Here is a 25590-nt window from a genome sequence, read left to right on the forward strand (position 1 = left end):
CGTCAGAGGCTGGTGCGTTCGGGGCGGGCGGTGGGCCCGAGCTGCCCGGTGGCGCCCTTGGGCTGCTTCCCGGACTTCTTGCCGTGCTTCTTGGGCGCGGGCTCCGGGTGCGCGGCCTCGGTGTCGGTGGCCTTCACGGGGCCGGGGGCATCGTGGTGCCCGGTGCGCAGGGCCGCCTCGCCCACCTCGGCCTCGCTGGCGGGGGCGGGCTCGTCGATCTTGTCGTCGGCGGGCTTGACCGTCGGGGTCACGAGGGCCGGGCTGGGCTGGGTCAGCCACGCGATGGCGGCTCCGGCGAGCGCCACGGGCCACTCCACCACCCCGGCGACGCCGAGCACGCCCGCCCCGGTGTACACCGCGAGCCGCCGCCCTCGGGGGGAGATCACGCCGACGATGTCCAGCGTGTCCTGGGCCGCCCGGGAGACGACCGACGCGCCCGGCACCTTGCTCAGGACGGAGGCGACGCCGCGCATGGGCGCGGTGAGGACCGACGACGACGTGTGCTCAGCCATGACTCTCCTCGGGCGAGATCGCCTGCCGTGCCCCACCCGGTGCCCGGAAGCACGCGCACGCTGGTCACCCCCTCCACTCCCAGGAGACGCCAAGCGCCCGGCCCTCGCCACTCGGCCGGGCCGCCCCTAGGACGCGGCCAGCTCCCGCTGATATCCGGCGTAGGCCGTCCGGAGCGCCTCGCCGGGCCAGTCGGCGGGGAGCAGGGGATCAGGGAGGACCGGGTCGGTGAGCAGGTGGCGTACGACGGCCGCGTAGGCGGTGAGGCGGTCGGCCGGGTGGCGGGCAGCGGTGGCCCGGGCGAGGAGGGTGCGCGCCTCGGCCGCCCACGTGTCTAGGGGCCACAGCCGGGCCACGAGGGCGGCGGCGGGCTCGTCGGGGCGGGCGGTGTAGGTCAGGGCGACCTCGCCCAGTTCGCCGGGCAGCGGCCGGGCGAGGTTGGCGGGACGCACCCAGACGCCCTCGCGGAGTTCGGCCAGGCGCAGCGCGGTCAGCCGGGCCCGCAGGTCGGCGCGCTCGGCGGGACCGCGTCCGGTCGCCGTGATCACGACCATCTCCCAGTCGCCGTCCCACGCGCGCGCGTGCGGCCGTACGGCCTCGTCCTGACGGCGCTGCCGGGCCAGCAGGCGGTCGCTGAGCCCGTACACGGCGTCGGTGCGCTTCAGGTCGCCCGCGGCCACCATCCGGCTGAGCGCGGCCCGCAGGGTGGAGCCGCCGACGCCGAACGGTTCGACCAGCCGCACCAGTTCCCGCACCGGCAGCCGGGGCGGATGCGCGCCGAGCAGCAGGCTCAGCACGACCGACCGCGCGGACAACGGCCTGGTCACGGGCTCGGCCGACGGGTTCATGCGCATGGGCACGTACTGTACGTGCGGCGATCGGTATTGCGTCATTGCTGCAATCGTACGGAGAGTGCAACATGGCTGTATGGTCCCGATGCCCGAGCAGTCGCCGCTGTACGCCACCCATGACGTCACCAACCAGCCCCCGCCGCTGGCTCCCTACGACGCGTCCGCCGACGTCGCCCTGCTGGAGGGGCTGCGCCGGGAGGGCGCCGGGTGGGCCGAGGAGGACGTCCGGGCGCTGGGGCTGCGCGCGGGCGGCGCCGAGGCGCAGGAGTGGGGCGAGCTGGCCAACCGGCACGAGCCGGAGCTGCGGACGCACGACCGCTACGGCAACCGGGTCGACGAGGTCGACTTCCACCCCAGCTGGCACCACCTGATGCGCACCGCCGTCGCCGAGGGCCTGGCAGGCACCCCGTGGGCGGACGACCGGCCCGGCGCGCACGTGGCCCGTACGGCGGGCGGCCTGGTCTGGGGGCACACCGAGGCGGGACACGGCTGCCCGACGTCGATGACGTACGCCGCCGTCCCCGCCCTGCGCGCCCAGCCGGACCTGGCGAAGGTGTACGAACCACTGCTCACCAGCCGGGATTACGATCCGGGGCTGCGCGTGCCCACCGAGAAGCGGGGTCTGCTCGCCGGGATGGGCATGACCGAGAAGCAGGGCGGCTCCGACGTCCGCACCAACACCACGGTGGCCACGCCGACGGACGAGCCCGGCGTGTACACGCTGCGCGGACACAAGTGGTTCACCTCGGCGCCGATGTGCGACGTGTTCCTGGTGCTGGCGCAGGCGCCGGGCGGGCTCTCCTGCTTCCTGGTGCCGCGGGTGCTGCCGGACGGCAGCCGCAACACCTTCCGCATCCAGCGCCTGAAGGACAAGCTCGGCAACCGCTCCAACGCGTCCTCCGAGCCGGAGTTCGACCGTACGGTGGCGTGGCTGGTCGGGCCGGAGGGGCGCGGGGTGAAGACCATCATCGAGATGGTCAACTGCACCCGGCTGGACTGCGTGATGTCGTCGGCGACCCTGATGCGCAAGACGCTGGTCGAGGCAGGCCATCACGCCCGGCACCGCAGCGCGTTCGGCGCCCGGCTGTTCGACCAGCCGCTGATGCGCAACGTCCTCGCCGACCTGGCGCTGGAGTCGGAGGCGGCGACGACGCTCACCCTGCGGCTCGCCGGGGCGGCGGACCGGGCGGTGCGCGGGGACGAGGAGGAGCGGGCGTTCCGCCGGATCGCCACGGCCGTGGGCAAGTACTGGGTCACCAAGCGGGGCCCGGCGTTCACCGCCGAGGCGCTGGAGTGCCTGGGCGGCAACGGGTACGTCGAGGACTCCGGCATGCCCCGGCACTACCGGGAGGCGCCGCTGCTGTCCATCTGGGAGGGCTCGGGGAACGTCAACGCCCTCGATGTGCTGCGCGCGCTGGGCCGGGAGCCGGGGAGCGCGGAGTCGCTGTTCGGGGAACTCGCCCTCGCGCGCGGGGCCGACGCCCGCCTGGACGCGACCGTGACCTCGCTGAAGCGGGAGCTGGCCGCGGCGGACCAGTTGAGCGCGCGCCGGGTGGTCGAGCGGATGGCGCTGGCCCTCCAGGCGTCCCTCCTGGTCCGCCACGCCCCGCCCGAGGTGGCCGACGCGTTCTGCGCGACCCGGCTGGGCGGCGACTGGGGCCACGCCTTCGGCACGCTGCCCCCGGGCACGGACCTGGACACGATCCTCGACCGGGCGCTGCCCGCCTGAATCAGGGGGCCGCTTATCCCGTCGTACGGCCCCACTGCGGGCCCAGCCGGGCCCACTCGGCGTCCCAGAGGGCCAGGCGGCGGCGCTCCAGCACGGCGAGCAGGAAGCGGCCCCCGGCGCAGGGCACGGCGGCCGCGCCCGCGCCGAACAGGGTGCCGACGAAGGCGGCGCGGACGGCGGCCTCGGTCGCGGTGGCGGGCCGACCGGCGAGCCGTCCGCGCCCGTCGGTCCAGATGGCGACCGGCGCGCCGGTCGCCGTGCCCGGCGCGACCCGGACCTGGCCGGTGCGGGGCGTCCCATCGCCCGCGGTCCAGCGGACCTCCGTCCAGACCCGTTCCCGGCTGGAACCACGGGCCCCGGACCGGCCGGGGGCGTGCCCGACGACGTAGGCGACCATCGGATGCCAGGTGGCGCGCTCGTGGGCGAGGCCGCGCTCGACCGACCGCGCGGCCGCGAGTCCGACCCCGATCCCGGCCACCAGGGTCAGCAGCCAGACGCCCAGCAGCACCCATCCCTCCACCACGTCCGCACGGCGCCGCAGCGGACCGCGCCGCCACCGCCACAGCCACACACGCGGACCACGGAACGCCTTCAAGGGCCATCCTCCTCACGAGCGCGCCGACAGACCGGACCGCCTTCCGATACGGACGCCCGCCGCCCGTTGCTCACACCCCGCCCCGACCTGCGGCGACACCCGCCTTGAGGGTCACTGTCAGTGGCGGGGTGCAGACTGGGCGAAATCGGAGGATGCCGTATCCGAGGGCGGTGCGGCGCAGTGGACGACGAAGTCCCGGAGGTGGTCGGCATGACCGAGGTACTGCTCGCCGTGGGTACCCGCAAGGGCCTGTTCATCGGCAGGCGGCGCGGAGGAGCCTGGGAGTTCGACGACGGCCCCCGGTTCAACGCCCAGGCCATCTACGCGGTCGCGATCGACACCCGCGGCGACACGCCCCGACTGCTCGCCAGCGGTGACAGCGCGCACTGGGGTCCCTCGGTGTTCCACTCCGACGACCTGGGCCGCACCTGGTCCGAGCCCGCGCGCCCGGCCGTCAGGTTCCCCAAGGACACGGGCGCCTCGCTAGAGCGGGTCTGGCAGCTGCACCCGGCCGCCGCCGAGCCGGACGTGGTGTACGCGGGCACGGAACCCGCCGCGCTGTACCGCTCCGAGGACCGTGGGGAGAGCTTCGAGCTGGTGCGTCCGCTCTGGGAGCATCCGACCCGCTCCCAGTGGGTGCCGGGCGGTGGCGGGGAGGGGCTGCACACGGTGCTGACCGACGCCCGCGATCCGCGCGCGGTGACGGTGGCGGTGTCCACGGCCGGGGTGTTCCGCACGGAGGACGGCGGTGCGAGCTGGGCTCCGTCGAACTCCGGGGTCGCCGCCGTCTTCCTGCCCGATCCCGACCCGGAGTTCGGCCAGTGCGTGCACAAGGTCGCCCGGGACGCGGACGACCCGGACCGCCTATACCTCCAGAACCACTGGGGCGTCTACCGCAGCGACGACGCGGGCGCGCACTGGACCGACATCGGCGAGGGCCTCCCCTCCACCTTCGGCTTCGCGGTCGCCGCGCATCCGCACCGGGGCGGCACGGCGTACGTCTTCCCCATCAACGCCGACGCCGACCGGGTCCCCGCCGACCACCGCTGCCGGGTGTTCCGTACCCCTGACGCCGGGAAGAGCTGGGAGCCGCTCTCGGCGGGCCTGCCGCAGGAGGACCACTACGGCACCGTGCTGCGCGACGCCCTGTGCACCGACGACGCGGACCCGGCGGGCGTCTACTTCGGCAACCGCAACGGCGAGGTGTTCGCCTCCGCCGACGACGGGGACACCTGGCGGCAGCTGGCCTCCCACCTGCCGGACGTGCTGTGTGTGCGGGCGGCGGTGGTCGGCTGAGGGGCGGTGCGGGCCGGGCGGTGCGGGCCGGGCGGTGCGGGCCGACTCCGGTACGGAGGGCCGACGTCGGTGCGCCGGGATGCTCGGCATCGGCCCCGCTGGGCGAGACACGCCCTAGGGCAGGCGCCAGTCCACCGGCTCGGCGCCCTGGCCGGTCAGCAGCTCGTTGGCCCGGCTGAACGGACGGGAGCCGAAGAAGCCTCGGTCCGCGGACATGGGCGACGGGTGCGCGGACTCGATCGCCGGGTAGTCCCCGAGCAGGGGCCGGAGGTTGCGGGCGTCGCGGCCCCACAGGATGGACACCAGCGGCTTGCCGCGTGCGGCGAGCGCGCGGATGGCCTGTTCGGTGACCTCCTCCCAGCCCTTGCCGCGATGGGCGCCGGGCTTGCGCGGCGCCGTGGTGAGGGCCCGGTTCAGCAGCAGGACGCCCTGGGAGGTCCACGGGGTCAGATCACCGTTGGAGGGCCGGGACAGGCCCAGGTCGGTGTTCAACTCCCGGTAGATGTTCTCCAGGCTGCCCGGCAGGGACCGCACCTCCGGCGCCACCGCGAAGCTCAGCCCGATCGCCATGCCCGGTGTCGGATAGGGGTCCTGACCCACGATCAGGACCCGCACATCGTCGAAGGGCTGCTGGAAGGCCCGCAGGACGTTCGCCCCGGACGGGAGGTAGGTGCGGCCCTCCGCCACCTCGGCACGGAGGAAGTCCCCCATGGCCGTGATGCGCTCGGCCACCGGGTCCAGGGCCTTCGCCCAGCCGGCCTCTACAAGTTCGTTCAACGGTCGTCGTGCCACGTCAAGTCACTCTACTGGCCCCCACCGACATCACCCGAACGGCTGTGGATCGACCCACGCGCACTCCCCCGGCCCCGCTACCCTGCCTCCGTCGTACGCGCGCTCCGGCGATGGAGAGGGGAATCCGTTGTTCCCAGTGGGCAGGGAGTTGCCGGATGGCGGCACGGTGCGCCCGGCGGTCCCCGGTTTCCTCGCGGTCGACTCCGGGGGCTCCGGCCTGCGGGTGGCTGTGGGGGCGTTCGACGGGGCGCCGCCCGCCGAGGGCAAGGCCGGGCAGCCGGTACGGACCGGGGAGCACGGCATCGACCCGGCCCATCTGCTGGAACTCGTCCTCCCGTTGGCGCGGGCCCTCGCGGCGGAGGCGGGGGTGGACGAGCTGACCACCGCCGTGATCGGCGCCGCGGGCTTCGCCACCCTGGGCGCGGCCCTGCGCGCCGAACTGCCGGACGCGCTCGCCGAAGCGCTGGGCGTGCGCACCGTGGGCCTCGCCGCCGACGCGGTCACGGCGTACATCGGCGCCCTCGGCCCGCGTCCGGGCGCCGTGCTCGCGGCGGGCACGGGTCTGATCGCCATCGGCACGGACCTGACCGGCTGGCGGCGGGCGGACGGCTGGGGCCATCTGCTGGGCGACTGCGGCGGCGGGGCCTGGATCGGGCGGGCCGGACTGGAGGCGGCGCTGCGCGCGTACGACGGTCGCGGGGGCGGCTCCGCGCCGCTGCTGGAGCGGTCGCGGGAGCGGTTCGGACCCCCACCGGAGCTGCCCGGCCTGGTCTATCCCCGGCCCGACCGTGCCGCCGTACTCGCCTCCTTCGCCCCGGAGGTCGCCGCCTGCGCACCGAGCGACCCCGTGTCCACCGACATCCTGCGCACGGCCGCCCGGCACATGGCCGAGGCCGTCACCGCCGTGTGCCCGGAATCCGGGGAGCCGGAAGTGGCTTGTACCGGTGGCCTGTTGAAGCTGGGCGAACCCCTCCTCACCTTCCTGCACGAGGAGTTGGCGCGACAGCTGCCGCATGCCCGTCCCATAGCGGCCCAGGGCGATCCGCTGCACGGCTGCGCCAGGCTCGCGTCGGCGCTGGCGGCGGGAGACGGCGTCTGGCCCGAGGACCCGCGCCTGCTCTGCGTGACCGGCGCGCAAAAGAGAGCGACATAAAGGGAAATCGACCCCACGAGGCCCTCAACTACCCAATACAGGAACGGATCAGCCGCCCCATCTCCGCAACTCATCCGACAAAACCGGACGGATACCGCTCACCCGCACCCTCCCCGAACAGGGCAGCTCCGGAAACCAGTAACATGCGGCGCCATGAGCTCCCCCACTGGACCCGAGTCCGGCCTGCCAGTACGAATGCCGCGACCCCGCCAGCCCGGACGGCACCGCCGTCCGGAGCCGCTGGTGGCTCCCGAGGACGCGCCCGCGTTCGTCCTCGCGGTGCCCGGTGCGCCCAGCGCCGCCACGCGCAGCCTCGCCGAGGAGGTCGTGAGCATCGCCCGCTCCGAGCTGCCCGGCCTCGACGCGCGGATCGGTTACCTGGACGGGGACGACGCCGAATTCCCGACCCTGAGCGCCGTCCTGGCGCGTGCCGCCGAGGAGCGCACGGCCCGCCACGAGCAGGCCGTCGCCGCCGGTTCCGACGCGAAGGCGCCGGACGGGCCGGTGGCCGTGGTCGTGCCGCTGCTGGCCGGTCCCGACAACGCCCTGCTGCGGCAGACCCGCCAGGCCGTGATGGACAGCCGGGTCGCCGCCGAGCTGACCGACGTCCTCGGCCCGCACCCGCTGCTCGCCGAGGGTCTGCACGTGCGGCTGTCGGAGGCGGGCCTCGCCCGCGCCGACCGCGCCCGCCTGTTCACGGTGGCGACCGCGGCCGATGGCATCATCCTGGCGTCCGTGGGCGGCGAGGAGGCCGTGCAGGCCGCCGGTATCACCGGCATGCTGCTCGCCGCGCGGCTGGCCGTGCCGGTGATGGCCGCCGCGCTGGACCAGGACGGCTCGATCGCCTCCATCGCCGAGCAGCTCCGCGCCTCGGGCTCGCAGCAGCTCGCGCTCGCCCCGTACCTCATCGGTCCGGAGATCGACACGGCGCTGCTGACGGCCGCCGCCGAGGAGATCGGCTGCGCCACCTCCGAGGCCCTCGGCGCCTACCCGGCGATCGGCAAGCTCGCCCTCGCCAAGTACACAGCTTCCCTGGGCATCGCCCAGCAGCCCCAGGGCGCCCCGGCGTTCTGACGGCCCCCCGCACACCCGAAGGGCCCGCCCCGGTAGTACGGGAGCGGGCCCTTCGCGCTGCTCAGCGAACTTCCGCTGGACCCACTTAGGGGCGCGGGGAACTGCGCGACCAGCCACGACGCACGAGCACATCCCAGCGAGCCCAGCCCACACCCCCCAGGGGCGCGGGGAACTGCGCGACCAGCCCCCACGCACCCGCACCTTCAGACCCACCCCCAGCCGGGACGGCTCAAGCCCCCACCAACCGCCGGGACGGCCCCCGCAGGGGCTCCGCCAGATCGGCAAGCGCGTGCTCCAGCCCATGGAGATGAACCAGCGCCGGTTCCACAGGCATCTCACCGGGCCGGTGCAGAGGATCACCACCCCCGTCGAACAGCGCCTCCACCGCAGCCTCCACCCGCCAACACGCGGCGGCCAGCCGAGCGTCATGGGACGCCTCGGGATCGGCCGCGACGGCCACCAGCCCCCGCACCTCCCGCGCACACTCGTCCAGCAGCATGAGCACCCGCCGAGCACGCCCCTTACGCCCCAGCAGCGGATTCAGCGGATGCACCAGCGGCGCGACCGACATCCGGACCCGCCCGAGCAACTGCTCCAGCTCGGCCACCCGCGGCGCCGGGTCGGCCGCGGCGGAACCCGCGAGCCGAGCAGCGGCCTCGGCCGTGCAGGCATGGACGCAGCGCAAGGCACGCTGTATCCACGCGTCGGTGGTGGTGTGCGTCGTCACGGGCAGCACGACCAGCACGGCGAGCATCGCCCCCGCCGCGCCGACCGCCGTCTCGGCCACGCGCAGCGCGAGCAGCGACGGGGTGAGGACGCCGAGCAGTCCGTAGAGGACCTCGGCCAGCAGGGTCACGCAGAGCATCATCCAGGTGTAGGAGACGGCGGCCGAGTAGAAGATACCGAAGACGGCGACCGCGACGAGCACCAGCGACGGGACGACGGCCCCGTGCACCGGCAGCGCCACGAGGAAGCCGAGTCCGATGCCGAGGACCGTCCCGAGGACGCGCCGGAAGCCCCGTACCAGCGTCTCCCCGCGCGAGGCGGTGTTCACGAAGACCCACCAGGTCGCGCCGACGGCCCAGTACCAGCGCTGCCCGGACAGCAGTTGCCCGAGGACCAGGGCGAAGCCCGCGCCCGCGACCGCCTGGACGGCCTGCCGGGTGGTCACACGGGCGAGCCCGGCGCCGCTCGGCGGGGCGGGTGCCGTCGGCGCCGGGCGCCCACGCTCGTAGCACCAGAGGCCGAAGCGCACCGCGGCCGCGGTGAGCACGGACAGCAGGACGGCGGCGTACAGCTCGGGCAACTGCACGGGGGTGACGTGCAGGAACTGGCCGACGAAGAACATCATGAACGCGAACACGCCGAGGCTGTGACCGCGCGGACCCCAGCGGCGGGCGTACACACCCGCGCCGACGACCGCGAGGAAGGCCAGGTCACGCGCGACCGGGTAGGCGTGCAGCTCGGCCGCGACGGCGAGCACCAGCACCCCCGTACCGGGCAGCAGGGCGGTGGTGACGGCCTGTCCGCGCACGGTGGCGTCGGCGACGGTGAACAGGGCGAGCAGCGCGGCGAGCCCGCCCGCGACCATGCCGGTCAGGGACTGCCCCGTGAGCCCGCACACGACGACCGCCAGGCCGATGCCGAGCACGGCCCGCGCGGCGAAGCGCAGCCGGACCCGACCCGGGTCCGGCGCCATGAACACCTTCTTCAGCACTACTCGTCGCCCCCTGGTGGCCGTTCGCACGAAAAAGGCGCCGCGGAATCCGCAGCGCCATCGACACCCCTATGACAGCACCTCAGAGCCGATTGGCTCAACAGGCTCCTATTCCACTGAGCCATTGGACCAGCAGCACAGAACGACCGTGAGCCGTCGGCGGACCAACGGCCCAGGTCGCACAGCATGAACGCCCGGAGCGACACTGGGCCATTGGTACAGTCACCGCTGGTCGACGAGGCACGAGGAGGCCGGAACGCGATGGCCGTGGACGAGCTGGACACCCGCATCCTGCGGCTACTGCTGGAGCAGCCGCGCACCAGCGTGCGCGAGTACGCCCGCCTCCTCGGCATCGCACGCGGCACCCTCCAGGCCCGGCTGGACCGGATGGAGCGGGACGGCGTGATCACGGGCACGGGTCCCTCCCTGTCCCCGGCCGCGCTCGGCCACCCCGTGCTGGCGTTCGTGCACATCGAGGTCACACAGGGCCACATGGACGATGTCGGGGAGGCACTGGCGGCCGTTCCGGAGATCGTCGAGGCGTTCTCCACCACCGGCGGCGGGGACCTGCTGGCGCGGGTGGTGGGGCGGGACAACGCCCATCTGGAGGATGTGATCCAGAAGCTGATCAGCGTGCCCGGCGTGGTGCGCACCCGTACCGAGGTGGCCCTGCGGGAGCGGGTGCCGTACCGGCTGCTGCCGCTGGTGGAGTCGGTCGGCCGGTCGGCGGCGAAGCCCTAACGGCTCGGTCTCTCGTAGTGCGGAGGTAAAGGTCACTGCATAGCGTGACCTCATGACTACAGCCCAGACCGGACCTGCCGCCGTCGACCGACGGCGCTGGCAGGCGCTCGCGGTCTGTCTCGTGGCGGGCTTCATGACGCTGCTCGACAGCTCGATCGTGAATGTCGCGCTGCCCTCCATGGAACGCGGGCTCGGTGCCGACGCGGCCGACGTGTCCTGGGTGGTGTCGGGCTACGCGCTCACCTTCGGCCTGGCCCTCGTCCCGGCCGGCCGTCTCGGCGACGTGCGCGGGCGCCGGGCGGCGTTCCTGTTCGGGCTCGCGCTGTTCACGGTGGCCTCGGTGGCGTGTGGGCTGGCGCCCAGCTCCGGCTGGCTGGTGGTGTTCCGGCTGGTGCAGGGCGCGGCCTCGGGCATCGTCGCGCCGCAGACGACGGGGCTGATCCAGCAGATGTTCCAGGGCGCCGAGCGGGCGCGCGCGTTCGGCATGCTGGGCAGCGTGGTCGGCATCTCCACGGCGGTCGGACCGCCCGCGGGCGGCCTGCTGATCCAGGCGTTCGGCGTCGAGGACGGCTGGCGCTGGGTGTTCTACGTCAACCTGCCCATCGGCGTGGCCGCGTTCTGGGCGGCGCTGCGGCTGCTGCCCCGTACGCCGGTGGCGGAGCGGAAGCGCGAGGGCGCGGACCTGGTGGGTGTGCTGCTGCTCGGCGCGGGCGTGCTGGCGCTGATGCTGCCGCTGGTGCAGGAGCAGCAGTGGACGGGCCGCCTGAAGTGGGCCCTGATGCCGGTGGCGGCGCTGCTGCTGGCGGCGTTCTGGCGGTGGGAGCGGCGTCAGGGCCGGTACGGACGCGATCCGCTGATCGACCTGGAGCTGTTCTCCCTGCGGTCCTTCACCCTGGGCGTGCTGCTGAACCTGGTGTACTTCGGCGGCTTCACCACGGTGTTCTTCGTGTACACGCTGTACTTGCAGAACGGCCTGGACTACGGCCCGCTCGCGGCCGGAATGGCCTCGCTGCCGTTCGCCATCGGTTCGGCGGCCGGGGCGGCGCTGGGCGGCAGGCTGGTGGTGCGGTACGGCCGCAAGCTGGTCGTCGTCGGGCTGACCGGGGTGGCGGTGGGCCTGGTCGGCGTCATCGGCGCCGTGCAGTTGGTCCAGGGGCCCGGCGCGGCGTGGGCGGCGGCGCTGCCGCTACTGCTCGCGGGGGTCGGCTCGGGTGTGACCATCTCCCCCAACACCACGCTGACCCTCACCCGTGTGCCCGTACGGCGGGCCGGTGCCGCGGGCGGCATCCTGGTGACGGCCCAGCGGATCGGTTCGGCGGCCGGGATCGCGGCCGTGGGCGCGGTGTACTTCGCCCACCTGGCCAACCACGGCACCTCCACCCGGGCGCTGCAACTGGGCCTGCTCACGGCGGTGGGGATCATCCTGGTCGCACTGGTCCTGGCCATCGCGGACCTGCGGGAGCGGCAGGCGCACCCGGAGCCACCCATGGGCGGGGGCCCGGCGCCGGAGCGGGTGGAGAGCACGGCCTCGAAGGCGTGAGCACCGGGCCGGGCGGCGCCGTTCCAAGTCCGGCGGCCCCCGCTCAGGACTTGCGGCGCGGCTTCCCCGTACGGCCGCCGGAGCGTCCGCGCGCCGGGCGGCCGGAGGACTTGCCGCCGCCGCTCTGCTGCCGGGCAGCGCCCTGGTCGGGCCGCTTCTTCTGCTGCTTGGGCTGCGGGGGCGTCGCGCCGGAGCGGCCTCGGGTGCTGTTGGCGGTGCGGCCCCGCACGATGCCGATGAAGTCCTCCACCTGGTCGGTGGTGGCCTCCTCCGGCCAGGAGAGCGCGATCTGGGACTGCGGGGCGTCGACGACCGTGCGGCAGGTGAGGTCCTTGCGGTGGTAGAGGCGTGCCAGGGACTGCGGGACGATGAGCAGACCCACGTTGGCCGCGACGAGTTCCAGCGCGTCCGGGGTGGTAGCGGGCCGCTCGAAGGCGGGTTCACCGGGCGGGGCGTCCCAGTCGAAGACGTCGTCGAGCGGGTGGAAGAGCACCTCGTCGGCGAGGTCGGCGAGGGTGACCTCCTCGGCCGCGGTGATCACGTGGTCCTTGGGGACGACGACCACGGTGTCCTCGGTGTACAGCGGGATCGCGCTGAAGAAGTCGCGGTCGACGGGCAGCCGTACGAAGCCCGCGTCGGCCTCCCCCGCGCGCAGCAGGGCGTCCGCCTCGGCGGCGGGTACCTGGGTGAGGGTGAGCGGAGTGCCGGGCAGGCGCTCGTTCCAGATCCGCACCCATTTGGCGGGCGTCACTCCGGGGACGTACGCGAGCCGGAACGACGGTGATTCTTCCGAGCCTGTCACCAGGCCAGGGTATCGGCCGTGGTCGGCTCCCACGCACACGGCCGATACCCTTGACCTCATGAGTTCGCAGCAGAGCACCCAGACGATGAAGCCCGCCACCGCGGCGAAGAAGCTGGGTGTGTACCTCCCCGCCACCCCCGCCGCCTTCCAGGAGGGTGTGGTCTCGCGCGCCGAGCTGAACGAGCTGCAGACCAACCCGCCCGAGTGGCTGCGCGAGCTGCGGCAGAACGGCCCGCATCCGCGTCCGGTGGTCGCGGCCCGGCTGGGCGTGTCCATCGCCGGTCTGGCGCGCGGCGGTGTCACGGAGCCGCTGACCACCGAGCAGATCGAGGCCCTGCGCGAAGAGGGCCCGGAGTGGCTGGAGAAGGAGCGCGCGACCCAGGCGGAGGTCCGCAAGGAGGCCGCCCGCGTCAAGAAGCTGCACGCGGAGCAGGACGCCAAGAAGAGCTGACGCTCCGTAGTACCTCCTGACCAGCGCCCCCGGCCCGTCCGGGGGCGTTGTCAGTGGTGCCCCCTACAGTTCGTGTCACTTGATCTTTCGGGGTGCGGGGAGGCACGTATGGGGTGGGTTCCGGCGGGCGGCTACGAGGTCGCCCTCGAGGGCGGGAAAGTGGTGTGCCGCAACGCGGCCGGACGGCTGCTGAAGACGGTGCCTCCGAAGATCGCCGATGATCCGGCGGTGGTGGGGCTGCGGCAGCTCACCGAGTGGCTGGAGCGGCACGAGCGGGAGTCGCTCGCCGCCGTGGAGCGGTGGATGGTCCGCTCCCTGCCGGTGCCGCTCGCGGTCGTCACGCGGGTGTGGCCCGACCCGGCCTGGCGGGCCGCGCTCAGCGACCTGGTGGTCACGGGTGAGGACGGCCGCGTCGCCGGTTTCCTGCGGGACGCCGACCCCGAGCGCGGGCTCGGCCTGGTCGACCTGGACGGCGACACGATACGTATCGCCCCGGAGCGGGTCCGCATCCCGCATCCGGTCCTGCTCGCGGATCTCGAGGAGCTGCGGGAGTTCGCCGTCGAGCTGGGCGTGGAGCAGCGCGCCCAGCAGCTCTTCCGCGAGGTGTTCCACCGCCCGGCCGCCCTGTCCGCCGAGGCGACCGAGGTGGAGGAGTACGCGGGCGGCTCGTTCAAGGAGCTGCGTTTCCTGCACGGCCGCGCCACCCAGCTCGGCTACCGCGTGCGCGGCGGCAACGCCGTCTGCTCCGTCCTGGAGAACGGCCGGGGCGTCGAGGCCCGCGTCTGGATCGGCGACTACGACGGCTACGAGGAGACCGAGACCGGCCCGCTGACCTGGACCGATCCCGCCGGACGGGTCCTGAGGCTTGGCCAGGTCGGACCGGTCGCCTGGTCGGAGGGCATCCGCATGGCAGCCGCGCTGTACGCCGGCCGCGACATCGAGGACGAGGAGCGGGCGGCATGACGGACCACGCCGAGTACGACGAGAGCACCCTGACCGCCCTGCTGGAGGCGGGCGCCGTCCTGCCCGTGGGCAGCACCGCGCGCGAGGACGCCGACAGCCTGACCGTCCGCTCCTACGCCCACCCCGCGCTGGCCGACCGCCGGATCGTACGGCTGGTCCCGGGCACCCTGGGCGAGGCCGAGGACCTGGCGCTGGAGTTCCTCGGGCTGACCCGGACGGCGGAGCCGTTCGAGGGCGGGCAGGTGCGCCGGGAGACGCTGGGCTTCCCGGCCTGGGCGCTGGTGCACGACCCGGCCAACGGCCACCACGCGCTCGCCCTGGTCAAGGACGTGGAGCGGCTCGCCCGGCAGGCCAAGTCCCGCCCCGGCAACGCCAAGGAGGGCTTCGAGGCCCTCGGCACCCGGCTCGGCCGTGCCGTGCCGCACTTCCTGCCGACCTTCTACGAGCAGGCGGCGCGGGTCTTCCTCCAGCACGAGAACACCACGTACGCCGCCGCGTTCTTCGGCAAGGCCCGCGAGGCCGAGCGGGTGCACGCCCTCGCGGTGGACGAGGAGCGGCAGCGGGCGGTGTTCCTGGAGTTCGCCTTCGCCGGGGCGCTGACCGTGAAGGCGCTCAAGGAGCATGTGCGGGACCTCGGCCGTCGGCTCGACCCGGCGGCCGCCTGGGCGCAGTTCCGGCAGCTCACGGTGGAGCGGTGCGCGGCCGGGATGCCGCCGTACGCCTCGCTGCCGCAGGACGCGCGCGGGCTGATCAACTCGGCGGGACTGGACCGGGACGCCGAGGAGCGTGCGCTCGTCGCCGATCTGGTCGCCTCCCCGGCCGCCGTCCGGGCGCCCGCGTCGTTCTGGACCGCCTACCGCCCGGTGCTGCGCGCGCTCGCCGAGGAGCGGCCCGCGATCAGGGCGCGACTGCTGGAGATCATGCCGAGCGGGCTGGGGCGGAAGGTCGACGACGACGAGTCCTGGCTGGCCCTGCTCGCGGAGACCGGCGCCGACCGGCTGCTGACCGACGCGGCGGCCGCGAAGGAGCACGGCGTCGACCCCGCCGAGTGGCTGACCCGCTGGGCGCTGTTCCGCAAGCACGGCGGTTCGCTCTCCGGGCGCTCACCGGCCACGTTGGCGCTGGTCGCGCGAATGGCCGCGCCGCTGCGCGCGGCCGGGCGTCCGGTGGACCTGTTCACCGGACGCTGGCACGCGGGCGCCGATCTCGACCTGCTCGACCTGTGCGCGGCCGAGGGCATCGCGCTGACCCTCCCGGCCGCCGACGTCACCGTCCACCTGCCGCTGCACCCGTGGCTGACCGGCACCCGGCCCGGTCGGCGCGACCTGGCGGCCATGGCCGCCGACCCCCGGCTGCGGCGGCTGCTGCACCGCGCGGTGGGCCAGGTCGGTGAGGGCCGCCTCACCGGTGAGGTGCTGGAGTCGGTGGCCACGCACCCGGTGCTGTCCGGCGTGCTGCGGGAGTGGCTGGACGAGGCCGCCGCCGAGTTCACCGGCGCGGCCGGGCTGCCCGGTGCCCGCGCGGCGCTCGACCGGCTGCGGCCCTTCCGCCCGGTGGCCGCGGGGACGGGCCCGGACGCGGTGGCGCGGGTCGCCGCGCACCCGGTGCGGACGGTGCTCGGCCGGACGCTGCGCGCGGGCGTCCTCGACGAGCTGGGCTGGCCCGCGCTGGAAGAGGCGCTGGACGTGCTGGACGCCCAGCCGCAGCGCAAGAACGCGGACAACTCGCTGTCCGTCCAGGAGGCTTGGCCCGCGCTGATCCTGTCCCGGGGCGCGAAGGCGGTCGTGGTCGGCCCGGAGCGGGTGCTCCTCGACCACGATCTGCGTCTGCCCGACGACCTGGACCGCTGGCAGCGCCCCCGGTTCCGTTACGTGGACGGGGAGTTGCTGGTCATCTGGTGGCACAAGAGCAAGCAATACGGCTACTGGTCGGCCCGGCCGACCGAGGTGTTCCCGCTCGGCGGTGAGCGGACGCCGTCCTGGTGGTCCGGCAACGACACGAGCGTCCCCTCCCTGCCGCTGCCCGGCGGCGGCCGCGCCACCGGAGGCCGCACCCTGCACGCGGGCGACACCGAACTGCCCGCCGCCCGGCCCGTCCTGGGCGACGGCACCGCGTACTGGTGGCAGGGCAGGCACGGCAAGCGGACCGTGTGGCTGGAGTACGACCCGGCCACGGGGACCCACGGCCGCGCCTCGCTGCCCGCGCTGCTGGCGTCGGGCGTCCGCGAGGGCACGGAGCTGCTGGCGGGCCGGTGCGAGGTGCTGCCGCTCCAACCGGGCCTGGAGAACAGCCCGTTCGGCACCGACGGCACGGTGCTGGGCCGCTGGGTGCGCACCGGGCGCGAGGGCGCCGAGGAACTGCGGACCGCCGGGACGCCGGACGGCCGTACGGTGTCGGTCCCGGTGGTGCCCGGTCACGACGAGGACGGGGTGCCGGTGGGCGCGCTGCGGCTGCCCGGCGGTGCGAAGCCGGTCGTCGTCCAACTGTCGCGCTCTGTCGGCCTGTTCGACCTCTCCGGCACCGGCAGGCTCGGCCAGGTCACGCCGGACGACCGGGGCGGCGAGTTCGCCGCGGGCACCCGCCTCGTCCCCTCGCTGCCCTTCTGGCACGCCCTGCGCCCCCGTGACGAGGCGGGGTCGGCCGTCCTGCGCGAAGTCACCGACGCGCAGGCGGCGGAGCTGATGCACGGTGTGGCCCAGGCGCTCGGTGAGCGGCAGCGGGAACTGGCCCGCGCCGGGGAGGACGAGGCGGCGAGGGCCGCGGTCCGGTCCGTCGACGAGGTCACGGTGGACGCCGTACGCCGGGGGCTGCCGGGGATCACCGATGCCCGGCTGCTGCTCGGTGTGGCGTCACTGGTGCGCTCGGCCGTGCGGCTGGCCGACTCCGCCACCGCCTTCACCGCGCCGCCGAAGGAGCCCGAGGCCCGGCCGCGTGCCCGGACCGAGGGCATGTTCGCCGACTTCAGCCCCGAGTACGGCGACGACAGCACCCTGCGCGAGGCGCTGTCCGGGTTCGGCGGCATCCACGGCTGGTGGCGTTCGCCGCAGTGGACCGCTCTCCGGCAGATACGCGCGGTGAACCATGTGCTGTCGGGCAAGCCCGCCGACGGCAGGCCGCTCCCCGACCCGAAGCGTCTCAACGCCCTCCGGGACGGCTGGCGGGGCGAGGAGTTCACCGTCCCGGACAGCTCCACCCGGTGGCCGGGGGTGCTGCCCCAGCTGCGGGCGCTGGCGCTGCGGGCCGTGTCCCCGGTTCTGCCGGACGGGCGACGCGAACCGCTGCTGCTGCTGTTCGAGGCACTGACGGAGGGACAGCTGCTGACGGCCGAGGGCACGCTGCGGACGGTCGTGCTCGGTGAACCGCGCGGCATCGACGCGCGGGCCGGGCAGGTGCTGCGACGCGACGGCCGCACGGTGGTGATCCTCGGCGCGCAGAGCGTCGACCACCGCCGCGACCAGATCGACTGGCTGGCCCTGGACCACGATCCGAGCGGGAGGTTCGGCGCGGTCGCCCACTTCACGTTGACACGGGAGGACCGGTACGCCCCGGTGATCTCCGCGCGGGACCTGGCCGCCGTCGCACGGCTGGCACGGGACAAGGGCGCCGCTCCCTGGCGGCCCGAGGCCCCCGCGGAGCTGGAGACGGCCACAGGTGGCGGGCTCGGCCCGGCGCAGGCGGCCGCGCTGCTCGCCGGTCTGCCGCGCGAGCCGGGTGCGGAGGGGCTGGCGGTGACGGGGCTGAAGGCCCGTCAGTACGCCTTCGGTGTCGCCCGGGTCGAGGAGCTCGGCTCCGCGGAGCGGACGGCGCTCCTGGGCGCGCTGCTGCCGGAGGACCCCGCCGATCTGTGGCTCTCGGGTCCGGACACGGGCGCGGTCGGCCGCACGTGGGCCGACCGGATCGGCTCGCTGGTGCGGGTACCCGAGGACCTGGCCGCCGAGCTGGCCGGGGTGGGCGCCACGTACGCCGAGGACGTGCTGAACCCGGACCGCACCCCGTGGCTGAGCCGCACCACGCGCCTCGTCCTCGACAAGGAGGGCGAACTGGTCCCGGAGGACCCGGCGGCGCTCCCGTCGGCCCATGCCGTGCCGGGGGCTGTCACCACGCTCGCCGCGCTCGCCTACGTCCTCCCCCACGGTCACCCGCTGCGCGCCGCCCTCCCGGCGGGCCTCGCCGCCGTGCGCCGTCGGCTGGCCGACCCGGAGCTGATGCTCGACCTGGGGTTGCAGTGGAGCGAGCGGAACACCCACACCGCCGCCGAGCTGCGCAAGACGTACGGGCTGCCCGCGACCGGCGGGCAGGACGCACGGGGTCTGACCCGGATCGGCGAGGCGCTGGTGCTGCGGCCGTGGTACCAGGACGCGGAGACCGTCCTGGTGCGTCCGGCCGGGCTGTCCGGCCCGGGCGACCCGGTGTTCGGAGTGCTGGAGGGACTGGTCGGAGCGGCCCGCACCGGTGCGCTGCGGGCGCTGGCGCTGGTCCTCGGCCCGGAGCTGGACGGCGTGGTGGCGCCCGGTGCGGACACCTTCGAGGGGTACGCGCAGAACCCGGCCCTCAGCGTGCCGGAACTGGTCGCGGAGGTCGCCCGGACGCACGGTCTCGGTGAGGACGCCGCCGCTCTCTACCTCCAGTTGCTGGCGCTGCCCGACCCGACGGACCGCGACACCGTCCGCTGGAACGGCTGGAAGCCCGCCCGCACGAAGAAGGCCCGCGCGGAGCTGGCCGCGACGGCACTGGTCGTCGAGGCCAAGCGGCCGCGTGCCGGACGCACCCTCTTCCTGCCGTGCGGCTGGCGCGATCTGAAGTCGCCCGCGCTGCCGCTGGAGACCTGGAAGGAGGGGCTGTACCCGGTGGCCGCCCACCGCAGGTCGATGCCCCTGCTCCCGGTGCCGGAGCTGTTCGTCCGCGCCTGGGACCGCGTCCGCGCGGGCGACGCCCCGGCGTACGAGGAGCTGACCACCCGCGCGGTCCGCAAGGGACGCCGCCGATGACCACCGCCCGTACCCGTGTGAAGGAAGCCGTCCCGATGAGCACCGCGCCCGCCCGTCAGATCGTCCCGCCGGAGGATCTCTTCGCCGCCGAACTGGCCTTCCTCGCCGCGTACGACACCGGCCCGCGCCCGCCCGCGTGGCGGCTGACTCCGCGTGCCGTGGTCACGTTCGTCATGGGCAGCGAGGGCCGGGCGCTGGCGCTGCCGGAGGACGCGGAGGTGCCGGAGGGGGTGCCGCGCAGGCTGGAGATGGTCGGCAAGTTCGTCGGGGACCGCGCGCTGGTGGAGCGGTGCGTGGTCACGCTGGCGGGTGAGCGGGGGCTGCTGCTGGTCGGGGAGCCGGGTACCGCCAAGTCGATGCTGTCCGAGCTGCTGTCGGCCGCCGTGTGCGGCACCAGCGGCCTGGTGGTGCAGGGCACGGCGGGCACGACCGAGGACCAGCTCAAGTACGGCTGGAACTACGCCCTGCTGCTCGCGCAGGGGCCCAGCAGGCAGGCGCTGGTGCCGTCGCCGGTGCTCACCGCCATGTCGCGGGGCGGGATCGCGCGGGTCGAGGAGGTCACCCGCTGTCTCCCCGAGGTGCAGGACGCGCTGGTGTCGCTGCTGTCCGAGCGGCGGATCGCGATTCCCGAACTGGCGGGCGGAGCGGACGCGTTGGCGCACTCGGCGCCGGGTTTCAACCTCATCGCGACCGCCAACCTGCGGGACCGGGGTGTGTCGGAGATGTCGGCCGCGCTGAAGCGCCGTTTCAACTTCGAGACGGTCGGCCCCATCACGGACATCGAGGCCGAGACCGCTCTGGTGCGCGGCCAGGCGAGGGCGTCGGTGGAGCGGGCCGGGGCGGCCTTCCAGGTCGACGACGCGGTGCTGGAGGCGCTGGTGACGGCGTTCCGGGATCTGCGCGAGGGGCGGTCGGCGGAGGGCTGGGAGGTGGAGCGGCCGTCCACGGTGATGAGCACGGCGGAGGCCGTGTCCGTCGCGGGCGCGCTGGGCCTGGCCTCGGCGTACTTCCCCGGCGACCGTGATGTGCTCGGGCTGCTGCCGGGCCATCTGCTGGGCGTGGTCCGCAAGGACGACCCGGCCGACGCGGCCCGGCTGCGCGGCTACTGGGACGGCCCGGTGCGGCGCCGGGCCGAACAGGGCTCCGCCACCTGGCGCACCCTGTGGGACCTGCGCACGGTGCTGGAGGGCTGAGGACCGTGTCCCACGCATCCCCCGAGGCCGCGATGGCGGCCCTGACCGACCCGGCGGCACCCTTCCTGATCGGCGTACGGCATCACGCGCCCTCCCTGGCGTGGGCGGTACCGGCACTGCTGGACGCCGCGCAGCCGGACGTGCTGCTGGTGGAGCTGCCCGCCGAGTTCCAGGAGTGGCTGCCGTGGCTCGCCCATGAGGACACGGTCGCGCCGGTGGCGCTGGCGGCGGCGCCCGAGGGCGGGGGCGTAGGACCGGCGTTCTATCCCTTCGCGGACTTCTCCCCGGAGCTGGCCGCGGTCCGGTGGGCGGCCCGGCACTCGGTTCCGGTGGTCGCCTGCGATCTGCCGCTGGCGGACCGGGGCTGGGGGGAATCGTCCGGGACGTCGGAGCCCGTGGTCCCCGGTGTCGCCGCCGCGTTGCGGGCCCGGCTCACCGGTCGCCGTGACGACGACCTGTGGGACCGGCTCGTCGAGGCCACCGCCCCCGGTTCCACGCCGGAGGCGCTGCGGCGGGCCGCGCTGCTGACGGGCTGGGCGCTGCGGGAGGACGCGGCGGCCGCGGGCGGGGTGCCGGAGGTGGACCTGCGGCGCGAGCACCGGATGCGGTCGTGCCTGGCCGCCGCCACGGCGGACGGCGGACGCGCGGCCCTGGTGGTGGGCGCCTTCCACGCGCCCGCCCTGCTCACCCCGTGCGACGCACCCGCCGAAGCCGTGCCCGCCACCACCTGGACGACCTCGCTCATCCCGTACACCTACGCCCTGTTGGACGCGCGGTCCGGTTATCCGGCGGGCATCCGCGATCCCGAGTGGCAGCACCTGGTGCTCGACGCGGCGGGTGATCCCGGCGCGCTGGAGGAGGCGCTGACCGGGGCGGCGGTACGGGTGTGTGCCGGGCTGCGGGCGCTCGGCCACCCCTCGGGACCAGCCGACGCGCGGGAGATCGCCCGGCTGGCCGGTGATCTGGCCCGGCTGCGCGGGCTGCCCGCGGCGGGCCGGGGTGAGCTGGTGGAGGCCGTGCAGACGGTGCTGGCGCAGGGCGAGCCGTACGGGCGCGGGCGGGCCGTGGCGCGGGCGATGGAGGCGGTGCTCGTCGGCACGCGTACCGGTCGGCCCGCGCCGGGCGCGCCGCGCAGCGGGCTGGCTCCGGCGGTCGAGGCCGAGCTGACGGAGCTGGGGCTGCCCGGCTCCGCGGAGTCGGGCCGGGGCCCGGCGCGCGATCTGCGGCTGAACCCGCTCCGCTCCGAGCTGGACCGGCGCAGGGAACTGCTGCTGCGCCGTCTGTCGGTGTGCGGGGTGCCGTACGCGGAGTCCAAGGACGTCGTCGGGGCGGGCGGCGCCGAGGCGCTGACCTCGCGCTGGGAGGCCCGCTGGACACCGGCGACGGCCGCGCTGCTGACCGCGGCCGGTGTCCGGGGCGTCACCCCGGCCCAGGCCGCCGAGGGGGTGCTGCGCGAACGGCTGCGTGCGGAGCGGGCCGAGGGCGGTCCCACGGCCGCGCAGACGCTGCGGGGGCTGGAGGAGGCGGCGGAGTGCGGCCTGCCCGAGCTGGCCGACGAGCGGCTGACAGAGACGGGGGCCGTCCTCCCGGACGCGGGCACGCTGCCCGAACTCCTCGCCGGTCTGGCCCTGTTGGACCGGCTGCGGGCCGGGCACGTGGCGGGTCTGGACGCGTCGGAGGATCGTACGGCCCGTGCGGGGGCCGTGGCCGAGCTGCTGACGACGGCCGCCGTGCGCCAGGTCGACGGTCTCACCGGTTCGGAGGACCCGGCCGACGCCCACGCCCTGCTCGAACTCGCCCACCGCGCCGATGTGTTCGGCGGTATCCGGCTCACCGACGCGCTCGCCCGGCTGGCGGCCGGGGGTTCTCCACTGATGCGCGGTGCGGCCGGGGCCGTCCGGGTGCTGCTGGGGCACGAGGAGCCGGAGCTGCTCGGGGACCGGGTGGCGTCCTGGGTGGACGGCGCCGTGGACGCCGGGTCCCGGTCGGCGCTGACCGCGCGGCTGGCCGGACTGCTCACCGCGGCCGGGCAGTTGCTGGAGTCGGCGGCGCCCGCGCTGGACCCGCTCCTGGGCCGGGTCGCGGAGCTGCCCGACCCGGAGTTCGTGGCGCGGCTGCCCGCCCTGCGCGGCGGGTTCGACACGCTGAGCCCTGCCGCCCGCGAGCGTCTGCTGTCGATCGTGGAGGAGCGCCTGAACGAGCGTCACCTCGCGGACACGGGCAACATCGACCCGGTGGCGCTGGCCACCTGGACCGGCGCCGACCTCGCGGCCCGCGACACCCTCGCGGCGCTGGGCCTGCTGCCCCCGCCGCATTCCGCCGGGGCCGCACCCGAAACCGCCGGGCCCGCGCCCGCGAACGGGAACCGGCTCACCCCGGCCGACCGCTGGCGCCTGGTCCTGGGCCGCCGCACCGACCGCCTCCCCGCGTCCGCCCGCCCACTGGCCACCGCGCTGGACGAGCTGTACGGCAGTGGGCGCGGCGAGGGCAGCCGGGGCGATCTCACCGGGCCGACGGGCCGGGGCGGCCGCGAGCCGTCGTACCCCGGGGTCCGGGAGTGGTCCGAGGAGCTGGCGGCGCTGTTCGGGCCGGGTGTCCGCGAAGAGGTGCTGGCGGCGGCCGCCGACGCGGGCCGGACGGACGTGCTCACGGAACTGGACGCGGACGCCGTACGCCCCTCCGTCGACCTGCTCCGCTCGGTGCTGCGGCACGCGGGCGGGCTGCCGGAGGCCCGGCTCGCGGCGCTGCGGCCCCTGGTCCGGCGCCTGGTGGACGCCCTGACCCGGCAGTTGGCGACGCGGCTACGGCCCGCGCTGCACGGCGCGGCGCTCCCGCGTCCGAGCCGTCGGCCGGGTGGCGGACTCGACCTGCCGCGCACGCTGCGGGCCAACCTGGCCACCGCGCGCCGGGCCCCGGACGGCACGGTGCGGGTCGTCCCGGAGCGTCCGGTGTTCCGTACGCGGGCCAGGCGGTCGGCCGACTGGCGGCTGATCCTGGTCACCGACGTGTCGGGCTCGATGGAGGCGTCCACCGTCTGGGCGGCGCTCACCGCCTCGGTGCTGGCCGGGGTGCCGACGCTGTCGACGCACTTCCTGGCGTTCTCCACGGAGGTGATCGATCTGACCGAGCACGTCGAGGACCCGCTGTCGCTGCTGCTGGAGGTCAGCGTCGGCGGCGGCACGCACATCGCGGCCGGGCTGCGCCACGCGCGCGAGCTGGTCACCGTGCCCTCACGGACTCTCGTCGTGGTGATCAGCGACTTCGAGGAGGGCTATCCGCTCGGCGGTCTGCTGGCCGAGGTCCGCGCGCTGGTGGGGGCGGGCTGCCACGTACTGGGCTGCGCGAGCCTGGACGACGCGGGCCGCCCGCGCTACGCCACCGGGGTGGCCGGCCGTCTGGTCGCTGCCGGGATGCCGGTCGCCGCCCTCAGCCCGCTCGAACTCGCCCGCTGGATTGGGGAGAAGATCGCATGAGCCCGCAACTCCCGCCGGTCGCACCGGCCGTCGTGGCCGAACTCGTCGCCGCGCTCTCGCCCCGGCTGCGCAAACGGCTGGACGCGGGCATCGCCAAGCTCGCGGACCGCCCGGTGAGCCGCGATGGCACGACCGTACGCGTCGCCGTGGACGACACCGCGCACGTCGAACTCCGCGCCCCCGAGGGCACGGTGACCCGCGCGGACGACATCCACTGCGGCTGCCTGCTGGCCCCGGCCTGCCTGCACCGGGCGGCCGTCGCCTCGGCGGCGCCGCTCGCGGAGGCGGTCCCCGCCGAGACACCCGCGGCCGATGCCGAGACACCCACGCGGACGGACCGCGCCACCGCCGAGCAGACCACCGCCGCGCACGCCGTGCGAACCGCCGCGGCGGCCGTGCTCGACGCCGGTACGGACGGCTGCGGGGCGGTGCTCCAGGCGGAGTTGCTGCGCGCGGCGCACACCGCGCGGCTCGCAGGTCTCCCCCGGCTCGCGACCTCGGCCGTCTCGGTGGTCACCGCGCTGCGCGCGGCCCGCTCCGCCGACCCCGCGTACCGGCTGGCCGACCTCGCGGCCACCCTCGGCGACACCCTGGCGGTGGCCCACCGGCTGCCGGACGCCGAGGACACGGAACTGGCCGAGCTGCGCGGCACCGCCCGCCAGCCGTACCGCCCGGACGGCTCGCTGCGCCTGTACGGCCTCTTCTCCGAGCCGGTGCTGACGGCCAGCGGCTACGCGGGCGCCGTCACCTGGACCGCCGACGCCGAGGGCAGGCTGTACCAGGTGTCGGACGTGGCACCCGGCGGCCCCGGCCGGGCGGTGGGCGCGGCGGACCGTACCGTACGCGTCGGAGACACGGCGCTGACGCACCGCGAGCTGTCGCGGGCGGGGCTGGCGATGTCCGGGGCCACGGTCTCGCCGTCGGGCCGACTGGGGGCGGGGGCGGGCGTACGGGCGGTCCGCGCACCCGGGGTGGAGTGGCGCGCGGAGCCCGTGGACCGGCTCTGGGCGGTACCCGAGGCCGACCAGGTGGCGCGTGCTCTGGCGGGCGGCTCCGACCTGCTCTTCCTCGAAGTGACGCTGAGCGGCACGGCCCGCGAGGCGGCGGGCGACTGTCTGCTGGCGGAGTACGAGGGCGGCACCGTGCGCCTGACCTCCGCCCATGACGACCCGGCACTCCCCCACCGCGACAACCTGCGCCTGCTGGCGGCGGCCCGGGGCACCCGGCTCCGGATCGTGGCCCGCCTGATCCCGGCCCCGCACGCGCGAGCCGCCCTGTTGGCGACCGAGCACCCGACCATCACGGGCACGCGTGTCGATGTCGGCCTGGACCGGCTCCAGCGCGCCGATCTGCCAACCAGCGGGCACGCGGCGGGGCTTGACGTGCCGCCTATGGAGGAGGCGCCCGTGCACCTGCTGCGGCGCCGCGTGCATCAGGCAGTGGGGGGCGGCCGTCGCACCCTCTCCTTCCCCGGCACCCTGGCCACCGACGTCCGCCGTCTGAACGCCCACGGTCTCGGCACCGCCGCCGATCTCCTGGCCGAGCTGCACGTCTCGGCGACGGAGCGTTCCCGCGACGTCTTCGGCCGCCTGCTCCCGGCCGACACCACCCGGTTCGCCCGCGGCTGGCTGGCGGCGACCCGCTACACCGCGGAACTGGACCGGGCGCTGTGCGCGGCCGCGTGGGGCGTCCGGGCCGAATAATCGCGTCGACAACGCCCCA

18 protein-coding genes are annotated in these 25590 nt (G+C 75.2%); 12 read left to right on the forward strand and 6 right to left on the reverse strand.

Annotated features, from left to right (window positions below):
- Positions 1-2: 2 nt before the first annotated feature.
- Both ACI2LY_RS21080 and ACI2LY_RS21085 read right to left on the reverse strand, forming a co-directional pair.
- Positions 3-512, reverse strand: a complete 510-nt coding sequence (locus tag ACI2LY_RS21080; protein ID WP_404708487.1) for a hypothetical protein — start codon at positions 510-512, stop codon at positions 3-5.
- Positions 513-638: 126 nt separating this feature from the next.
- Positions 639-1364, reverse strand: a complete 726-nt coding sequence (locus ACI2LY_RS21085) for a PaaX family transcriptional regulator C-terminal domain-containing protein (RefSeq protein WP_404708488.1) — start codon at positions 1362-1364, stop codon at positions 639-641.
- A gap of 73 nt (positions 1365-1437) precedes the next feature.
- Between ACI2LY_RS21085 and ACI2LY_RS21090 the strand changes: the two genes are divergently transcribed.
- Positions 1438-3090, forward strand: a complete 1653-nt coding sequence (locus ACI2LY_RS21090) for a DNA alkylation response protein (protein ID WP_404708489.1) — start codon at positions 1438-1440, stop codon at positions 3088-3090.
- A gap of 13 nt (positions 3091-3103) precedes the next feature.
- On the opposite strand, the gene ACI2LY_RS21095 is transcribed toward ACI2LY_RS21090, so the two are convergent.
- Positions 3104-3685, reverse strand: coding sequence for a hypothetical protein (locus tag ACI2LY_RS21095; protein ID WP_404708490.1), 582 nt, complete (start codon positions 3683-3685; stop codon positions 3104-3106).
- 210 nt (positions 3686-3895) lie between these two features.
- Between ACI2LY_RS21095 and ACI2LY_RS21100 the strand changes: the two genes are divergently transcribed.
- Positions 3896-4981, forward strand: coding sequence for a WD40/YVTN/BNR-like repeat-containing protein (locus tag ACI2LY_RS21100; protein WP_404708491.1), 1086 nt, complete (start codon positions 3896-3898; stop codon positions 4979-4981).
- Positions 4982-5095: 114 nt separating this feature from the next.
- Here the strand turns inward: ACI2LY_RS21100 and ACI2LY_RS21105 are convergent, their stop codons facing one another.
- Complete coding sequence (locus tag ACI2LY_RS21105) at positions 5096-5773, reverse strand: uracil-DNA glycosylase (protein WP_404708492.1); 678 nt, start codon at positions 5771-5773, stop codon at positions 5096-5098.
- A gap of 136 nt (positions 5774-5909) precedes the next feature.
- Between ACI2LY_RS21105 and ACI2LY_RS21110 the strand changes: the two genes are divergently transcribed.
- Complete coding sequence (locus ACI2LY_RS21110) at positions 5910-6926, forward strand: N-acetylglucosamine kinase (RefSeq protein WP_404708493.1); 1017 nt, start codon at positions 5910-5912, stop codon at positions 6924-6926.
- Between the two features lie 153 nt (positions 6927-7079).
- Positions 7080-8000 (forward strand): sirohydrochlorin chelatase, encoded by a 921-nt coding sequence (locus ACI2LY_RS21115; RefSeq protein ID WP_404708494.1) that lies wholly within the window; start codon positions 7080-7082, stop codon positions 7998-8000.
- A gap of 229 nt (positions 8001-8229) precedes the next feature.
- On the opposite strand, the gene ACI2LY_RS21120 is transcribed toward ACI2LY_RS21115, so the two are convergent.
- Positions 8230-9717: an FUSC family protein gene (locus tag ACI2LY_RS21120; RefSeq protein ID WP_404708495.1), complete on the reverse strand. Its 1488-nt coding sequence runs from the start codon at positions 9715-9717 to the stop codon at positions 8230-8232.
- 261 nt (positions 9718-9978) lie between these two features.
- Between ACI2LY_RS21120 and ACI2LY_RS21125 the strand changes: the two genes are divergently transcribed.
- Both ACI2LY_RS21125 and ACI2LY_RS21130 read left to right on the forward strand, forming a co-directional pair.
- Positions 9979-10458 (forward strand): Lrp/AsnC family transcriptional regulator, encoded by a 480-nt coding sequence (locus ACI2LY_RS21125; protein WP_030803612.1) that lies wholly within the window; start codon positions 9979-9981, stop codon positions 10456-10458.
- A 52-nt stretch (positions 10459-10510) separates the two neighbouring features.
- Positions 10511-11998: an MFS transporter gene (locus ACI2LY_RS21130; RefSeq protein WP_404708496.1), complete on the forward strand. Its 1488-nt coding sequence runs from the start codon at positions 10511-10513 to the stop codon at positions 11996-11998.
- Positions 11999-12041: 43 nt separating this feature from the next.
- Here the strand turns inward: ACI2LY_RS21130 and ACI2LY_RS21135 are convergent, their stop codons facing one another.
- A complete protein-coding gene (locus ACI2LY_RS21135) occupies positions 12042-12800 on the reverse strand; it encodes a LysR family substrate-binding domain-containing protein (RefSeq protein ID WP_404708497.1) in 759 nt (252 codons plus the stop codon).
- Positions 12801-12858: 58 nt separating this feature from the next.
- Between ACI2LY_RS21135 and ACI2LY_RS21140 the strand changes: the two genes are divergently transcribed.
- From ACI2LY_RS21140 to ACI2LY_RS21165, 6 genes are all read left to right on the forward strand, one after another.
- On the forward strand, positions 12859-13251 hold the full coding sequence (locus ACI2LY_RS21140) for a DUF5997 family protein (protein ID WP_404708498.1): 393 nt from the start codon (positions 12859-12861) through the stop codon (positions 13249-13251).
- A gap of 108 nt (positions 13252-13359) precedes the next feature.
- Positions 13360-14214, forward strand: a complete 855-nt coding sequence (locus ACI2LY_RS21145) for a DUF4132 domain-containing protein (RefSeq protein ID WP_404708499.1) — start codon at positions 13360-13362, stop codon at positions 14212-14214.
- A complete protein-coding gene (locus tag ACI2LY_RS21150; protein ID WP_404708500.1) occupies positions 14211-19202 on the forward strand; it encodes a hypothetical protein in 4992 nt (1663 codons plus the stop codon). Before ACI2LY_RS21145 ends, ACI2LY_RS21150 begins: the two co-directional genes overlap by 4 nt.
- Positions 19199-20395, forward strand: coding sequence for an AAA family ATPase (locus ACI2LY_RS21155; RefSeq protein ID WP_404708501.1), 1197 nt, complete (start codon positions 19199-19201; stop codon positions 20393-20395). The genes ACI2LY_RS21150 and ACI2LY_RS21155 overlap by 4 nt, the downstream gene beginning before the upstream one ends.
- Positions 20396-20427: 32 nt before the next feature.
- On the forward strand, positions 20428-23868 hold the full coding sequence (locus ACI2LY_RS21160) for a DUF5682 family protein (RefSeq protein WP_404708771.1): 3441 nt from the start codon (positions 20428-20430) through the stop codon (positions 23866-23868).
- Positions 23865-25571: a hypothetical protein gene (locus tag ACI2LY_RS21165; protein WP_404708502.1), complete on the forward strand. Its 1707-nt coding sequence runs from the start codon at positions 23865-23867 to the stop codon at positions 25569-25571. Before ACI2LY_RS21160 ends, ACI2LY_RS21165 begins: the two co-directional genes overlap by 4 nt.
- The last annotated feature ends 19 nt before the right edge of the window (positions 25572-25590 follow it).

Source organism: Streptomyces sp. NPDC002176, assembly GCF_044903645.1.
In the GTDB taxonomy this organism is placed as follows: domain Bacteria; phylum Actinomycetota; class Actinomycetes; order Streptomycetales; family Streptomycetaceae; genus Streptomyces.

Bases quoted from the DNA above. Each gene is read 5' to 3' on its own strand.
- ACI2LY_RS21125 (WP_030803612.1), top strand. From the start codon at position 9,979: ATGGCCGTGGACGAGCTGGACACCCGCATCCTGCGGCTACTGCTGGAG.
- ACI2LY_RS21085 (WP_404708488.1), bottom strand. From the start codon at position 1,364: ATGCGCATGAACCCGTCGGCCGAGCCCGTGACCAGGCCGTTGTCCGCG.
- ACI2LY_RS21155 (WP_404708501.1), top strand. From the start codon at position 19,199: ATGACCACCGCCCGTACCCGTGTGAAGGAAGCCGTCCCGATGAGCACC.
- ACI2LY_RS21115 (WP_404708494.1), top strand. From the start codon at position 7,080: ATGAGCTCCCCCACTGGACCCGAGTCCGGCCTGCCAGTACGAATGCCG.
- ACI2LY_RS21080 (WP_404708487.1), bottom strand. From the start codon at position 512: ATGGCTGAGCACACGTCGTCGTCGGTCCTCACCGCGCCCATGCGCGGC.
- ACI2LY_RS21165 (WP_404708502.1), top strand. From the start codon at position 23,865: ATGAGCCCGCAACTCCCGCCGGTCGCACCGGCCGTCGTGGCCGAACTC.
- ACI2LY_RS21100 (WP_404708491.1), top strand. From the start codon at position 3,896: ATGACCGAGGTACTGCTCGCCGTGGGTACCCGCAAGGGCCTGTTCATC.
- ACI2LY_RS21090 (WP_404708489.1), top strand. From the start codon at position 1,438: ATGGTCCCGATGCCCGAGCAGTCGCCGCTGTACGCCACCCATGACGTC.
- ACI2LY_RS21140 (WP_404708498.1), top strand. From the start codon at position 12,859: ATGAGTTCGCAGCAGAGCACCCAGACGATGAAGCCCGCCACCGCGGCG.
- ACI2LY_RS21130 (WP_404708496.1), top strand. From the start codon at position 10,511: ATGACTACAGCCCAGACCGGACCTGCCGCCGTCGACCGACGGCGCTGG.
- ACI2LY_RS21150 (WP_404708500.1), top strand. From the start codon at position 14,211: ATGACGGACCACGCCGAGTACGACGAGAGCACCCTGACCGCCCTGCTG.
- ACI2LY_RS21160 (WP_404708771.1), top strand. From the start codon at position 20,428: ATGGCGGCCCTGACCGACCCGGCGGCACCCTTCCTGATCGGCGTACGG.
- ACI2LY_RS21145 (WP_404708499.1), top strand. From the start codon at position 13,360: ATGGGGTGGGTTCCGGCGGGCGGCTACGAGGTCGCCCTCGAGGGCGGG.